The organism is Lacticaseibacillus jixiensis, from assembly GCF_042847315.1.
GTDB classification, from domain to species: domain Bacteria; phylum Bacillota; class Bacilli; order Lactobacillales; family Lactobacillaceae; genus Lacticaseibacillus; species Lacticaseibacillus jixiensis.
In genome coordinates, this window is sequence record NZ_BAAFPR010000028.1 from 23,714 (window position 1) to 34,416 (window position 10,703).

The 10,703-nt window shown below is 45.8% G+C and carries 22 protein-coding genes and 1 tRNA gene; 22 read left to right on the top strand and 1 reads right to left on the bottom strand.

All coding sequences use genetic code 11. From position 1 onward, the window contains the following. The first annotated feature begins 1 nt into the window (after position 1). The 18 genes from ACGG90_RS13090 (at position 2) to ACGG90_RS13175 (ending at position 7,877) form a co-directional block, all read left to right on the top strand. The gene (locus ACGG90_RS13090) at positions 2-565 is read left to right on the top strand and encodes a DUF669 domain-containing protein (RefSeq protein WP_390410090.1); all 564 of its coding nucleotides are present in this window, start codon (positions 2-4) and stop codon (positions 563-565) included. 22 nt (positions 566-587) lie between these two features. Next, positions 588-776, top strand: coding sequence for a helix-turn-helix domain-containing protein (locus ACGG90_RS13095; protein ID WP_390410092.1), 189 nt, complete (start codon positions 588-590; stop codon positions 774-776). A 10-nt stretch (positions 777-786) separates the two neighbouring features. Next, a complete protein-coding gene (locus tag ACGG90_RS13100; protein WP_390410093.1) occupies positions 787-1,698 on the top strand; it encodes a conserved phage C-terminal domain-containing protein in 912 nt (303 codons plus the stop codon). After that, positions 1,695-2,963, top strand: coding sequence for a DnaB-like helicase C-terminal domain-containing protein (locus tag ACGG90_RS13105; protein ID WP_390410095.1), 1,269 nt, complete (start codon positions 1,695-1,697; stop codon positions 2,961-2,963). Before ACGG90_RS13100 ends, ACGG90_RS13105 begins: the two co-directional genes overlap by 4 nt. Continuing rightward, positions 2,956-3,273 carry a hypothetical protein gene (locus tag ACGG90_RS13110; protein WP_390410096.1) on the top strand — a complete coding sequence of 106 codons (318 nt, stop codon included), beginning with the start codon at positions 2,956-2,958 and terminating at the stop codon, positions 3,271-3,273. Before ACGG90_RS13105 ends, ACGG90_RS13110 begins: the two co-directional genes overlap by 8 nt. Positions 3,274-3,287: 14 nt before the next feature. Then, entirely contained in the window at positions 3,288-3,536 is a 249-nt protein-coding gene (locus tag ACGG90_RS13115; protein WP_390410098.1) for a hypothetical protein, read from the top strand. After that, positions 3,533-3,730, top strand: coding sequence for a hypothetical protein (locus ACGG90_RS13120; RefSeq protein WP_390410100.1), 198 nt, complete (start codon positions 3,533-3,535; stop codon positions 3,728-3,730). The genes ACGG90_RS13115 and ACGG90_RS13120 overlap by 4 nt, the downstream gene beginning before the upstream one ends. 170 nt (positions 3,731-3,900) lie before the next feature. After that, positions 3,901-4,251 carry a DUF1642 domain-containing protein gene (locus ACGG90_RS13125; protein ID WP_390410102.1) on the top strand — a complete coding sequence of 117 codons (351 nt, stop codon included), beginning with the start codon at positions 3,901-3,903 and terminating at the stop codon, positions 4,249-4,251. A 2-nt stretch (positions 4,252-4,253) separates the two neighbouring features. Continuing rightward, the gene (locus tag ACGG90_RS13130; RefSeq protein ID WP_390410103.1) at positions 4,254-4,610 is read left to right on the top strand and encodes a hypothetical protein; all 357 of its coding nucleotides are present in this window, start codon (positions 4,254-4,256) and stop codon (positions 4,608-4,610) included. Next, positions 4,607-4,831 (top strand): hypothetical protein, encoded by a 225-nt coding sequence (locus ACGG90_RS13135; protein ID WP_390410105.1) that lies wholly within the window; start codon positions 4,607-4,609, stop codon positions 4,829-4,831. Before ACGG90_RS13130 ends, ACGG90_RS13135 begins: the two co-directional genes overlap by 4 nt. Continuing rightward, a complete protein-coding gene (locus tag ACGG90_RS13140; protein WP_390410106.1) occupies positions 4,828-4,980 on the top strand; it encodes a hypothetical protein in 153 nt (50 codons plus the stop codon). The genes ACGG90_RS13135 and ACGG90_RS13140 overlap by 4 nt, the downstream gene beginning before the upstream one ends. A 275-nt stretch (positions 4,981-5,255) precedes the next feature. After that, entirely contained in the window at positions 5,256-5,723 is a 468-nt protein-coding gene (locus ACGG90_RS13145; protein ID WP_390410107.1) for a DUF1064 domain-containing protein, read from the top strand. Positions 5,724-5,736: 13 nt separating this feature from the next. Next, positions 5,737-6,018: a hypothetical protein gene (locus ACGG90_RS13150; RefSeq protein ID WP_390410108.1), complete on the top strand. Its 282-nt coding sequence runs from the start codon at positions 5,737-5,739 to the stop codon at positions 6,016-6,018. Continuing rightward, positions 6,018-6,317 carry a hypothetical protein gene (locus ACGG90_RS13155; RefSeq protein ID WP_390410110.1) on the top strand — a complete coding sequence of 100 codons (300 nt, stop codon included), beginning with the start codon at positions 6,018-6,020 and terminating at the stop codon, positions 6,315-6,317. Before ACGG90_RS13150 ends, ACGG90_RS13155 begins: the two co-directional genes overlap by 1 nt. Then, positions 6,310-6,471, top strand: a complete 162-nt coding sequence (locus ACGG90_RS13160) for a hypothetical protein (RefSeq protein ID WP_390410111.1) — start codon at positions 6,310-6,312, stop codon at positions 6,469-6,471. Before ACGG90_RS13155 ends, ACGG90_RS13160 begins: the two co-directional genes overlap by 8 nt. 77 nt (positions 6,472-6,548) lie before the next feature. Continuing rightward, complete coding sequence (locus ACGG90_RS13165) at positions 6,549-7,007, top strand: ArpU family phage packaging/lysis transcriptional regulator (RefSeq protein ID WP_390410112.1); 459 nt, start codon at positions 6,549-6,551, stop codon at positions 7,005-7,007. A 174-nt stretch (positions 7,008-7,181) separates the two neighbouring features. Next, positions 7,182-7,256, top strand: a tRNA-Ala gene (locus ACGG90_RS13170). Between the two features lie 282 nt (positions 7,257-7,538). Then, positions 7,539-7,877, top strand: coding sequence for a hypothetical protein (locus ACGG90_RS13175; RefSeq protein ID WP_390410114.1), 339 nt, complete (start codon positions 7,539-7,541; stop codon positions 7,875-7,877). Between the two features lie 67 nt (positions 7,878-7,944). Here the strand turns inward: ACGG90_RS13175 and ACGG90_RS13180 are convergent, their stop codons facing one another. Further along, positions 7,945-8,154, bottom strand: coding sequence for a CsbD family protein (locus tag ACGG90_RS13180; RefSeq protein ID WP_390410116.1), 210 nt, complete (start codon positions 8,152-8,154; stop codon positions 7,945-7,947). A gap of 238 nt (positions 8,155-8,392) precedes the next feature. Here ACGG90_RS13180 and ACGG90_RS13185 point away from each other — a divergent pair, with 238 nt between their 5' ends. The 4 genes from ACGG90_RS13185 (at position 8,393) to ACGG90_RS13200 (ending at position 10,592) form a co-directional block, all read left to right on the top strand. Then, positions 8,393-8,557, top strand: a complete 165-nt coding sequence (locus ACGG90_RS13185; protein WP_390410117.1) for a hypothetical protein — start codon at positions 8,393-8,395, stop codon at positions 8,555-8,557. A gap of 3 nt (positions 8,558-8,560) precedes the next feature. Continuing rightward, a complete protein-coding gene (locus ACGG90_RS13190) occupies positions 8,561-9,055 on the top strand; it encodes an HNH endonuclease (protein WP_390410118.1) in 495 nt (164 codons plus the stop codon). Between the two features lie 135 nt (positions 9,056-9,190). After that, positions 9,191-9,658: a phage terminase small subunit P27 family gene (locus ACGG90_RS13195; protein ID WP_390410119.1), complete on the top strand. Its 468-nt coding sequence runs from the start codon at positions 9,191-9,193 to the stop codon at positions 9,656-9,658. Then, on the top strand, positions 9,645-10,592 hold the full coding sequence (locus tag ACGG90_RS13200) for a terminase large subunit domain-containing protein (protein WP_390410121.1): 948 nt from the start codon (positions 9,645-9,647) through the stop codon (positions 10,590-10,592). Before ACGG90_RS13195 ends, ACGG90_RS13200 begins: the two co-directional genes overlap by 14 nt. Positions 10,593-10,703 lie beyond the last annotated feature (111 nt).

The following is a 10,703-nucleotide window of genomic DNA, read 5'->3' on the forward strand; positions in this document are numbered from 1 at the left end:
CATGGCATTTGGATTTACTGTTGATCCCGACAACACATTCGGGAGTTTCGTCGAAGAATCAGGCACCTACAACGTCACTGTATCGAAGGCAGAACCTAAGCGGGCACAGTCCGGTAATGAGATGGTCAGCATCGATTACACGGTTTTAGACGGTGCCTACAAAGGCGCTCAAATTCGCTATCAAAATTTGGTCTGGGATGAAACTTCAACGGACACTGAAAAGAAGTCTGAAACTCGCTTCAACACCATGCTTGTAGCTATGGGTGTCAAGAAAGGCACAAAGATTGATTCCATCGAAACGTTTGCCAAAGGAATCAGTGGTAAGAAGCTCAACGTCACCACTGAATGGGGCAAGCCAAATAACAAAGGCAAGATTTATCTGAACGTCTTCGGCTTCAACGAGTTAGACAAGGATGGTAGCAAGCCAGATGGCGTCAAGCGTCCAGCACAAAGCAACGTGACTGACGGTGGCTTTGGTGGTAAGCAATCAAGCACCAATACCAAGGACCCGTTCGCCAACGACGGCAAGCCAGTTTCGATCAGCGATGACGATTTGCCTTTCTAACTAAAAGTGAGCGTGAATAACTATGACAGGATATGAAATTCGTAACCGTCGTTTGGCACTCGGCTTGTCGCAATCAGAACTGTCAGATAAAAGTGGCGTGCCCCAGTCAACTATCTGCACAATCGAAACAACAACACGCAACGCAAAGATGAACACCCTGAACGCGTTAGGCAAGGTGTTAGGCTTTCGGGTCGTAATCGAATGGAAGTAGAGGTGAGCACATGGCAGACGGGGGATGGATAAAGCTTTATCGGAAAACACGGCAGTCTTTCGTCTGGACTGACTCCGATCAGCTCAAGCTTTGGATACTTTTGTTAATGAAGGCAAGTCACAACGGAAACCGATTTTTATTCAATGGTCAAGAGGTGGTCGTGTCAAGCGGGCAACTGGTCACGGGCGCCCACGCACTGGCGTTTGAGTTCAACGATGGAGTGCCGCGTGACAATCAAGTGACATGGCGAAAGCTCTGGAGATGGGTTAAGAGATTTGAAAATGCGCAAATGTTGACAATCAAATCAACTAACAAATACAGCGTCATATCAGTACTTCACTGGTCTGAATACCAGTTCAATGACAATCAAATGACAACCCAAGTGCAACCCAATGACAATCCAGTGACAACAATCAAGAATGCAAAGAATGCTAAGAAAGAACCTTCTAGTCCGGCTAAAGCCGAACCGGCGTTCAATTACGCTGGGGTGATTGAATATCTCAACGAAAAGTCAGGCAAACATTACCACAACACGCCAAATAATCGAAAGCTGATCCATGCACGATTAGCTGACGGCTATACAAGCAAGGATATTGCACAGGCTATCAACAACGTTTGCAAGGGTTGGCTGAATACTGAATCTGAACGATACATCCGGCCAAGCACCATCTTTGCCGCTAGTAAGTTTGAGGGATATGTCAGCGATGTACCATACGGAAGGCCTAAGGCAGAGCAAGATGACATACCTGCGCCAACAGTTGATAAGTTTGATCCTGCTAAATGGGCCGTTACTGCTTACCGATCATTGGGATCAGTTGAATCAGTTATCGAAACGGCTAAGTCTGACGGCGTGCCTATCACAGAGGAACAAATCCAGACGGCTGTTGCCAAATTTAACGCAGAAAGGAATGACGAAGAATGAACTACAGTCCTGATGACCCACGCTGGCATGTGCTCTACTGCATTACCCAAAAACCAGCGTTGGTTAGAACTGAATGGATTGACCCCGATTGGATGTCAGAGAAGCATTTGAGCACGCTGGTTAGTTACGTTAATGAGCAAGGCAAAGCGGCGGACATCGGCTATATAGAGCTTAGAACGCGTCTTGATGAAGACCACCCTAATCTGCTTTCACGCGACGTCTGGGATTGCATCAATCACGGCGGCGCTGTCCTAAGTGAACTACACCAATGGAATCAAATGCTGAAACGCAAGTATTACCGTGGCAATATTCAGCGAAAGGCTGTTAGTTACGCTAAAGACCCAAGCAACAACAGGCTTGATGACTTACTGGACGCTGTCAAATTAAGTGAAGCCGCTACCGCTGAAGATGATCGCGGCGCAGATATGAAGACATTGGCGACTGATATGGACTACCGCCTTGAGCACCACGTTGATGACGGCATTAAGACCTATCAGCAGATTGATGAAGTGTTTGGTGGTGGCCTAAAGGCTGGACGCCTAATCACGTTGGGCGCACGGCCAAGCGTTGGTAAGTCGGCATTCGTTGTTAACCTAATTTTAAAGGCTTTTGAGAAACAGTCTGATATGACTATCGACCTGTTTAGTCTAGAAATGACACAGCGACAGAACTATGATCGCTTGATTTCAGCTTACTTGGGTTTGCCAGGCAAGTTGTTGAACAACCCGGACATGCTGACTGACAAGCAAAAGAATGACGTGCGCACCGCCGGCAAGATATTTAATGGCTATGACTTGCACATCTACGACAACCTGAACGAGTTGCACCAAATCGTTAATGCAATCGTTCAAAGCCGTGCTGATGCCGAGAAGTCTGGCAAAAAGTATCTAGCCATCATCGACTACCTGCAATTGGTTGAAGTGCCACGGCAATCAGATCGCAGGCTTCAAATTGAGCAGATCACTCGCCAGTTTAAAAAGCTTACGCAGAGCCTGAACATCCCAGTGATTATGCTTAGTCAACTAAGCCGAATGATGGAGAAAGATAATCGACAACGCCCAAGGTTGTCAGACTTACGCGAATCCGGATCAATTGAGCAAGATAGCAATGCTGTTGGCTTTCTTTACAACGAAGACGAGAAACAAGAGTACGAGAAAATCCGTTCTGTCATCTTGTCAATTCAGAAAAATCGTGAGGGCGAGCGTAAAGATATCCCGATGACGTTCCAAGCCGATAAGATGCGCTTTGGAGTTACTTATGGCTAATCCAACGATGAATTTTCGCGAGTTTGACGGATACATGCTTGAGGGTGGCTTCAAATACACGATGCTGGTAATGGCTAACCTAGAAGAAGCCAAGATGTATCTGGATCAAGCCAAATACACTGGGATGCAAAAATATTACGAGCAAGCTTATGTATCACAGCTAGATGCGTTAGACGTTGCTGAATTTGAGAAAAAGTACGGGCCGACGATTGAGCCTGTCATGAATTACATGCCAGCCGGTGTCAGAGATTGGTTACACGATATTCGCAAGCGTTGGCGCAAGTATGTAATGAAAATAAGAGAAAGTTGAAAGGAATTAAATCAATGCCAGTTACACAAAGTGGTCTCAAGTTTGATTATGCAAGAGCACGAATCCATAACTATTTAGATGATCATGATATTACTCGTGAGGAGTTCTCAAATGAAATTCTTGTGAAGTATCCGACATTTAACAACTTCATGGCAGACGATAGTCGAAAATTGGCGATTTCAGCGCTTGCTAAGGCCGCCCAAATCATGGGAATCACTTACGAAAAATTAATCAGCCCACTTGGACCGGAGGATTACGAATGAAAGCTTTAGAAACGATTTTATTGATTATCGCAATGGTCTTAATCGCCATCGTGGGGATCGACATGGTGTTTTTTACCGGTTGGGTGTTACCTATCACAGGCTTGATTATGGCGCTCGTGATGCTGGAATTTGTGCGAATTATCGCAGTGTGGGAATCAAAGAATAAGGAGGTATCACGATTAGTTTATTTGTAGTTAAAAATGATAAGGGCGAATGGCTATATTCTGACGAATACAATGACTGGGTTGACCAGCTATCTCTAGCATCGTTTTATGACACTTTTGAAGATGCAGATGATGACATCGAATGCTGGGGATTATCTAACGCCTATGTCGTTGAGCTGGCCGAGGCCCCGGCGAAGATCGTGGTGAGCGAAGAAGAAGCGAAGATGCTGAAAAAGGCTAAGGACACAACCGTATGGCGCCCCGCAGCAGTCATTAGTAAGTATGCGTACACTGCCGTGAAAGATTCCGACCAAGAGGCATTACTAGAAGACCGCCTCATGCGCGCCTACGTCAACGGCTGGGTGGTCGAGCAGCCGAAGCGGTGGAACGTCAAGGTGCCACATGCCAAGACGCTGATTTACTACAAAGTCGAAGACGTCGACGACCTTGGCGTAGCTCAGAGTGATTCAGAAGGCACCTGGGTTGAGTTCACCGCCGCCGAGGTTGAGCACTACGGATTGCTGGACTGCGAGAAAGTGGAGTGTGACTGACGATGAGCAATGAGACGAAGCGAGACGTGTTTGATGCTGTTGTGAATAGTCGGTGGTGTTTTCTAGCCGGAAACACAAAGGGTGAGCCAACAGATGACGAATGCATGATGGCATACGACGCCGCCTTGCCAGATGATCTTCCGGTAGTTTCAAAAGATGTTAGTAACACCATGATAACCTATCGTTTTCTTTGGTGGAAAGAATTCTTGGACAAGGCGTATGACAATAAGCTAAGTGGCGATGATGACATCAATTATAAAGTTAGATCAGAATCCGCGGAAGTTGCCCGTGCATTGATTCTGGGTGTCTGGCGCGTTGAGGAAACCGGCGAAATCGTGAAACTGGAGGCGGAGAAATGAATATGACTCGAAAGTGCTATGTAGTCAGTGGAGACAAGGAAACCCCCGCAAAGTTTTATGGCGTGTTTCAGGTCGCAAAGGTTGTGGGCGAAAGTCCACTTATCGGTGGTCATTCTGCTGGTCAAATCATGGAGCCTGTTGCGGTGGTCGAATACAACGGTCAACTGCATAAAGCTTATCTTGACCAGGTTCATTTTGAAGACGTAGAGGCGGATAAATGAGCTGGCAAGCGTTAGTGTGTGGCCTTGCTGTTTTGGGTGTGATTGCGATTATTGTGGTATGGGCGATGTGGTCTAAAGCTTCCGACGCAATCAAGCACGATATGATGGAGGACGACGATGGCGACAAGATGGAGGCGGATATTCAGTGACTCGTTACCGCCTATACCGCGACGAAAGTCGTGCACCCGGTGGTCGCGAGTATCTGCACCACGTCGTAGCGTCCACAGGTGAGCGCCTAGCGGGTTTCGTTGAGCTACCAACACGATTAGACGCGGTTGAATTTGAGCCCGCACAGGCCGTTATACGGATGCATAGAGATAAGAGATTGAGGAAAGAGGAAGTCGAATGAGCCTGCATAATTATCTTTACAACTGGTGGCATGATCGTTGATTGCCGTCATACTATTCATAGCCTGGGAGGTATCATGGTAAGTCCAACAGCTTTAAATAAACGTGGCACTAAAGTTCGCTTGGATGGCTATACCTTTGACAGCCAAAAGGAAGCCGACTTCTACACACGTTTTGTCAAAGATTCAGGCTTTCACTACCGCGTGCATCCGACTGTCGAGCTGGCACCACTGAAAGTAATATTGAAGCCAGTAAAGGCGCGACAGATTCGCTACACGCCAGACTTCGTAATTTTCGATGCTAGAGGCGCTGTGATCCACGTCTATGACGTCAAAAACAGCTTTGGCATGTATGGCATTGATAGCGGACCAAAAGAGAAATTTGCCGAGTTCCTGCACAAGTTTGGCATCCCCGTCGAAGCGGTTGTAGTCCGCAAGCATGACTTTAAGTCGATCGCGCAAAGTGTGACTAAGAAACGCAAAGACGACGACCCGTTAATCTGCACCAACTTAAATTATTCGTGGCTAGATGCCACAGCCTATTAGGAGGGCAAATATAATGACTGAAATGAAAGACAACAGCATTGATGTTTATGGCTACATCGTCAACACGGCGGAAAAGCAATCGAAAGATGGTCAATTCGTCGAAATCAAGTTCCAAGTTGACGCTAAGCTACTTGATGGTAAGCGTGATGCTTTAGCCGCTTGCCTTGCTGACATGGTATTCATCAAGCTCACACCACGACAAACGGAACTTAACACTGATGATGGCAAACAATCGCCACGCGATGTAACGCCGGCAAGCGGGCAAATCGATTTTATTGATGGCGGTGAAGCCTAATGGTTAAGTCGATTGTGAGTGTTGCACCCCGTGATGAACAGGAAACGGTGATCAATTATCAAGGCTGGGATGGTGCTTGGCACTTTTCCAGTAACAACCCCGTTCACATTAGAAAATGGAATAAATTTGTTACTCCGTCAGTACGGCAATTTGATGGCCTAGGACGCATTGTAAATCTGGTAGGTATAATCACAGGGGCAAACGTTCAAGTCAGCAAACAGCGCCAGCTAACGCCTGAACAAACAGAGCTACAAGCACGCCGTCTTGCCAAAGCTCGGGAGGCGAAACGGAATGGGTAAAAAGAAGTCAGCTATTAAGAAAAAGCATCGCCGCATGATGCAGGCACGCCGCGACAACGAAGCTCATATCGAATTAGTCAAGGAGCGTGCCAAGTATGGCGGCAAGATGACTATCGATGAGCTAGTCTCTAAGACACTGCATGAGTTTGATTGATGGCACGAAAAAAGGCCACCTCACGGCAGCCTGAATTAACTTGACAAACTAATTCTAGCACAAGGGGTGGCTAACTGATGGCATTGTTTCCAGAAATTGATGAAAAGGCTAGTTGTGATAAGGCTCGCCAGAAGCTAAAGGAATATCGGCACTATGCGCGCTTGGCAGGCCGCCCGTTGACTGATCTTAAGTCACCATCTATGGACGGGATGCCAAAAGCTCAATCATTTCAGAACGGCACCGAAGCTGCCCTTGTCGCTAGGCTGGATAAGGTGCTAGACGCAGAAGCACACCTCGGAGTGATTGATAACGCGTTAGCACTATGCAAGTTTCAAAGCAAATGGTTATTGTACTTTTGCTACTGTACGCCAGAGGAGCTAGAAATGTGGCAGGTAGCAGAACGTATGGGGCTTGGAAGTGTTGGCACTGCTAAACGCCAAAAGGCATCAGCATTGTTCGAGTTTGCCGAATCCTACCCCAATCATGAGCTGATCGTGTTAAAAAATGAGACGAGCAAGCAACTTCTAAGTGATTAAATTGCAACTAAGTAGTAACCAATTGAATTGAATTCACTGTTATTATGATAGTGTTGAATGATTCGGGTAGCGATAATCCGCTGATGCTTCAACTGGTAGGCAATGTTCATTGTCTGAATGTCATAATGGAATTTTTCGACTTGGGTTCCCGGAAACCAGCTTACCAAGTTGAGTGCAATCGTAGCTTAAAGTAAAGCGGCACGTTAGCGCGACGTGAACACGATGCGGGTTCGATGCCCGTCGATTGCATAGCCGCTTATCACGGCTAAATAAAAATAAAATGATTATTGCTGGTCGGTGAGTGGTTAAAAGCTATCGCCGATCATTGCGCGAGCACGCGGCGCTTGCTACATCAAAACTATTAAGTTAGAAGGTGCAGCCCCTCTTGATTACTCATAGCGTGCAAAAGAGTTTTATTCTAACGTGGATTGGAAACCCGCTAGACACAATTTAATACATGCGGTGTCTGACACCACCGCTGGCCGTCTTTAGGTGAGGCGGCTTTTATTATGCAATCAAAAGGTGATAACAATGCCTAACAAAGTAACACGAACACACAACGGCTTGATGACTGCGATGGAGCGCAACGCCATTGGCAAGGTAGACAAGCAGGCCAAACAGTTTGCTAAAGACATGGCATCAGTGCCACACATTCGCATCGACTGGCAAGATGAACACACCGTCCCGAAAGTATGGGTCGATGGTAAACGTGTGGATCAGCTACCTGATTCGGGGTTAGTTGATCTGCACCTCAACTACTCAACTAAGCGTGCCGATCGTGAGGGTATCAACTGCTTGTCAGTAGACTGGCTAGAGCGTGCACCACACGGACACCACGAGGGACACATCAAGGAGAATAGCTACAAATGAGCAAGATAGTAAACGAGAGGAGCTATTTTTTTTGCAAACAAATAGCCGGCAAATGCCGGCCGTAAGACTAATCTTTATCAAGTTTTTCTTTCACATCATCAACAGCATCTTTAACGGCATCTTTGGCATCGTCTAACTTTTCTTTTACTTTGCCAAGTACGCCTTCAGCCTTGCCCTGTGCTTCGCGGGCCTTATCACCAGTAACTTTACCTTCAACTTCTTTTGCTTTACCGGAGATCTTGTCCTTAGTGCTATCAATTTTACCATCTAAGCTCATAGATATTACCTCCCTTTACTTGGCATTATCTCACAGACTTATTAAATAATGCAAGCAAATAGCCCTCGGTTGGGGGACCAAGGGCATACGCCGTGTGAATGAAATGGGCGTTAGGGGTGAACAACGCGTAATCGTGTTGCACGGGTTCATTATATTTCAGCAGGTGAACAGATGCAATAGGAAGAATAAACAAATCGTCTATTTAAAGCACGTTGTCTCAATATTGGAGGAAGAACACATGTATTACTTTTTATTGCTGTTGACGCTAGTCTTTGTGCTGGCCAAGCTATTCGGGTTGATTGCATGGGGTTGGCTGCTAGTATTCATGCCGCTGATTGCTTGGATCATCTGGATCGTATTCTGGATTGGGCTGGCAATCGTCATTGGATTGCATGAGGAGTGACACATGCGTGTGAAGGTATGCCGCAAGGCTGGATGCAATAATGTAATCCCTTATGCTCAAGCAAACCCATATTGTTCTGAACATACAGGCTTGTATAAACCTAGCTACGCTGATACTGCAAAGCATGTTAAACGTGACACATCATATTACGACAAGTACAAGCGCGACAAAGAGTCTGCTGCATTCTATAAGTCTAAGATATGGGAACACACCGCACGTGATGCTAAAGCTCACGCCTACTTCACTTGTGCATGTTGTGGCAAGACCTATGACAAGCCTGGCTATCTAGTCACTGATCACATCGTGCCTTTGAGAATTGACAGAAGCAAGTGCTTAGATCATGACAACCTATGGGTGCTCTGTAAGGGATGCCACTATTGGAAGACACAGCTTGAGGAAAAGATATACACGTCTCAGTCCAGAATTGAAAATCTTGACGTTTCAACAAAGTGGACACGCAGCAAAATCTCTGAATGGGTACTCGCTCACAAAAAATAGGGGGGCCCTATGTTGTTCAAGGGGAACCTCACACACCAGTGTCCATCGGCCGCGAGACCATTTTTGAAAAATTTCGACTTTTGAGGACCAAATCCCTAAACGATGGCATTTAAGCACAGAAAGGAGGCACGTTTTTTGCCAGAAAATCATCCAAATTTAACAATTTTACATGCTGGTTCCTCTGATGATCATTCCAACAGTGGCGACGATATGAAGGACATCCAGAACACGCCTCCTGTTCACCTTGACGACGAAGCAAGCCGATTATGGAAGTCACTTATTCCCGAAGTCAAGAAACTTGGTTACCTGAAAAAAATTGACCAGCCAAGCCTTGAACTATATTGCCGTTATTACTCGCTTTACATTAAGTCTGAGCAGTTGATTGAGCAACAGGGGCTGTGGATTTATGACAACGATAACGTTGCAGTAAAGCGTTCCCCCGGTGCGGTTCAAATGGACTCTTGTGTGAAGAATATGAAGTCGTTAGGGCATGATTTAGGACTTACGTTTGACTCTGGATTACGTCAGATAACTGTCGAAGAACCGGAAAAGCCTAAGAAAGATAGCCCATTGAAGGAGGTTGGTTTTGGTGCAGACGTTTGATTTTACCGGTGTAACTGATATTCGTGGATACGTAAATCCGCACCAATCTGACTACCAAGGGCTGCTGGATAACTATCACGATCCAGGAACAAGATACGCTTATGACGTTATGTTCAGCAATAAATACATGACTGGCAGAGATGTTCAGCTGGCATGCATTCGGCACTTGAATGATTTATTGCGGATTGGCAATCATGATTTTCCCTATCAATACAGCCCAGACATGGTTAATGCAATTGAATACTTTTCACGACTGCTGCCCAATCCAGACGACACGTCAAAAACAATTCAGCCATTCAGATGGCAATCGTTTATTCTTGATAGCTTGATTGGCTGGAGAACTATTGACAATGGTACTCGATTCACAACCTCCAATATTTCTATTGCTCGGCAGCAAGGCAAAACATGGCTAGCATCAATCCTAATCAACTTTTATTACTTTGTAGTCTGCTGGAATGCGACATCACAGGACTTGCTAGTGGCCAGTTACGATAGTGAACATGCAACCAAGCTGTTCAATGACGTATCTTTGCAGGCGAAGACAATTTTATCTCTGCCTGACTTTGCAGATGATGCTAGAGAACGAGGCGTGGAAGCTCAAACAACGCAGGTTATCGCAAAGAACACTAAGAATACGATTCGTAAGGGTACCTCACAAGGCGGTGGCTTTGATAGTTTCCACAATGCAATCGCTGTTTATGATGAAATTGGTAACTTAAGACCGGCACTGAATGAGACCTTAAAACAGATTACATCCGGCCAAAACGGTATTAAGAACAGAATGTTTGTCAAAATTTCAACGGCTTATCCAGATATCAAGGTTAAGTTTAAGAACGACGAAGATGTTACCCGGTCTGCCATTGAACATGACGCTGTTAGAGACGCTGACAACGTGTTTCAAGTGATTTATGCCCAGGATGAAGACGGCATATAGCTTTACCAGGTAATGCGAAGTTTTTGACACCACTCGGCGAAAAAATTGTCCAAGGTCGGCGAAGAAATTGACCAACAATACAGAAACCTCCTGTATACTACGGGTAGCATA

What these genes read in the sequence shown, in the direction of transcription:
- ACGG90_RS13090 (WP_390410090.1), top strand. Translation starts at nt 2, where the DNA reads ATGGCATTTGGATTTACTGTTGATCCCGACAACACATTCGGGAGTTTC.
- ACGG90_RS13095 (WP_390410092.1), top strand. Translation starts at nt 588, where the DNA reads ATGACAGGATATGAAATTCGTAACCGTCGTTTGGCACTCGGCTTGTCG.
- ACGG90_RS13100 (WP_390410093.1), top strand. Translation starts at nt 787, where the DNA reads ATGGCAGACGGGGGATGGATAAAGCTTTATCGGAAAACACGGCAGTCT.
- ACGG90_RS13105 (WP_390410095.1), top strand. Translation starts at nt 1,695, where the DNA reads ATGAACTACAGTCCTGATGACCCACGCTGGCATGTGCTCTACTGCATT.
- ACGG90_RS13110 (WP_390410096.1), top strand. Translation starts at nt 2,956, where the DNA reads ATGGCTAATCCAACGATGAATTTTCGCGAGTTTGACGGATACATGCTT.
- ACGG90_RS13115 (WP_390410098.1), top strand. Translation starts at nt 3,288, where the DNA reads ATGCCAGTTACACAAAGTGGTCTCAAGTTTGATTATGCAAGAGCACGA.
- ACGG90_RS13120 (WP_390410100.1), top strand. Translation starts at nt 3,533, where the DNA reads ATGAAAGCTTTAGAAACGATTTTATTGATTATCGCAATGGTCTTAATC.
- ACGG90_RS13130 (WP_390410103.1), top strand. Translation starts at nt 4,254, where the DNA reads ATGAGCAATGAGACGAAGCGAGACGTGTTTGATGCTGTTGTGAATAGT.
- ACGG90_RS13135 (WP_390410105.1), top strand. Translation starts at nt 4,607, where the DNA reads ATGAATATGACTCGAAAGTGCTATGTAGTCAGTGGAGACAAGGAAACC.
- ACGG90_RS13140 (WP_390410106.1), top strand. Translation starts at nt 4,828, where the DNA reads ATGAGCTGGCAAGCGTTAGTGTGTGGCCTTGCTGTTTTGGGTGTGATT.
- ACGG90_RS13145 (WP_390410107.1), top strand. Translation starts at nt 5,256, where the DNA reads ATGGTAAGTCCAACAGCTTTAAATAAACGTGGCACTAAAGTTCGCTTG.
- ACGG90_RS13150 (WP_390410108.1), top strand. Translation starts at nt 5,737, where the DNA reads ATGACTGAAATGAAAGACAACAGCATTGATGTTTATGGCTACATCGTC.
- ACGG90_RS13155 (WP_390410110.1), top strand. Translation starts at nt 6,018, where the DNA reads ATGGTTAAGTCGATTGTGAGTGTTGCACCCCGTGATGAACAGGAAACG.
- ACGG90_RS13160 (WP_390410111.1), top strand. Translation starts at nt 6,310, where the DNA reads ATGGGTAAAAAGAAGTCAGCTATTAAGAAAAAGCATCGCCGCATGATG.
- ACGG90_RS13165 (WP_390410112.1), top strand. Translation starts at nt 6,549, where the DNA reads ATGGCATTGTTTCCAGAAATTGATGAAAAGGCTAGTTGTGATAAGGCT.
- ACGG90_RS13175 (WP_390410114.1), top strand. Translation starts at nt 7,539, where the DNA reads ATGCCTAACAAAGTAACACGAACACACAACGGCTTGATGACTGCGATG.
- ACGG90_RS13180 (WP_390410116.1), bottom strand. Translation starts at nt 8,154, where the DNA reads ATGAGCTTAGATGGTAAAATTGATAGCACTAAGGACAAGATCTCCGGT.
- ACGG90_RS13185 (WP_390410117.1), top strand. Translation starts at nt 8,393, where the DNA reads ATGTATTACTTTTTATTGCTGTTGACGCTAGTCTTTGTGCTGGCCAAG.
- ACGG90_RS13190 (WP_390410118.1), top strand. Translation starts at nt 8,561, where the DNA reads ATGCGTGTGAAGGTATGCCGCAAGGCTGGATGCAATAATGTAATCCCT.